The sequence below is a fragment of the Pseudomonas saliphila genome (genome assembly GCF_008638345.1).
Taxonomy (GTDB): Bacteria; Pseudomonadota; Gammaproteobacteria; order Pseudomonadales; family Pseudomonadaceae; genus Halopseudomonas; species Halopseudomonas saliphila.
Genome location: NZ_VTVA01000053.1, coordinates 1 through 1,160, shown reverse-complemented (window position 1 = coordinate 1,160; position 1,160 = coordinate 1). Strand labels below are relative to the sequence as shown.

1 protein-coding gene is annotated in these 1,160 nt (G+C 51.1%); it reads right to left on the bottom strand.

Annotated elements, in window-relative coordinates; all coding sequences use genetic code 11:
• Positions 1–140: 140 nt before the first annotated feature.
• Positions 141–1,085 carry an IS5 family transposase gene (locus FHK95_RS19960; RefSeq protein ID WP_088476352.1) on the bottom strand — a complete coding sequence of 315 codons (945 nt, stop codon included), beginning with the start codon at positions 1,083–1,085 and terminating at the stop codon, positions 141–143.
• Between the last annotated feature and the right edge of the window lie 75 nt (positions 1,086–1,160).

The window sequence follows — 1,160 nt, the reverse complement described above, 5'->3', positions numbered from 1 at the left end:
GGAAGGTCTGAATAAATGCTGCATTTCGCCAATCTAGACATTGGCCGGCAAAAAACGTGAATTTCAGGCAGCACTTCCTCATTATTTGTCTGTTTTTAGCCCATTTCCCGCCATATCGGCGCAAAACAGGCACAATTACCCTACGCCGATAGATATTTCTCGCCCATCAGCAGGTTGCTGAACGCTGCCAGCAAGTACAAACGATTGGTGTTCTTGGCCAGGCCGCGATAGCGGACTTTGCTGTAACCAAAGACCTGCTTGATGTACCGGAAGGGGTGCTCCACTTTGGCACGAATGCTGGCTTTGATTTTCTCAGCTTTCAGATTGTTGGCGCTCAGCGTCTTGCGAGTACCCGGACGCTTGGCGATGTGCCAGTCAACATCTTTACGTTGCTTATGCTCGTCCCGTTTCTGAATGCCAAGATACCCCGCATCCCCGAACACACGCTGCTCGTCGCCATGTAACAGATTGCCGGAAGGCACAATATCGTGAACATTGGCAGCCGTAGTGTCTATGCTATGAATCAGCCCAAGGGTGTCATCGACACCAATGTGCATTTTCATGCCGAAGTGCCATTGATTACCTTTCTTGGTCTGGTGCATTTCCGGGTCACGCTGACCACTGTTGTTCTTGGTGGAACTCGGAGCAGAGATGATGGTGGCATCAACAATACTGCCTTCACGCAGCATCAGACCATTCTTCTCCAGGTGTTTGTTCACCTCTTTGAACAGTGCCTTGCCGAGTCCGTGTTGCTCCAGAAAATGCCGGAAATTGAGGATGGTCGTTTCGTCGGGCAAGCGGTCCAGCTTCAAACCTGCGAAGCTACGCATCGACTGAATTTCGTATAGTGCATCTTCCATTGCCGGATCACTGAGGTTGTAGAACAGCTGCATAAAATGAACACGGAGCATGGCAGGCAGCGGATACGGAGGCCGGCCGTTCTCGCCTTTGGGGTAGTATCGGGCCACCTTCTTCTCCAGCTTCTGCCACGGAATCAGCTTGTCCATGCGCTCCAGAAAAATCTCACGGCGAGTTTTGCGCTTCTTGGTTTGGTACTCTGCTTCGGAGAAGGTGATCTGATCCATGGCAGCAACGAATCCTACAGGTTTTGTGATGGGCGTATTATCGCCGATTTCGGGGAGTTATTCAGACCTTCCCTA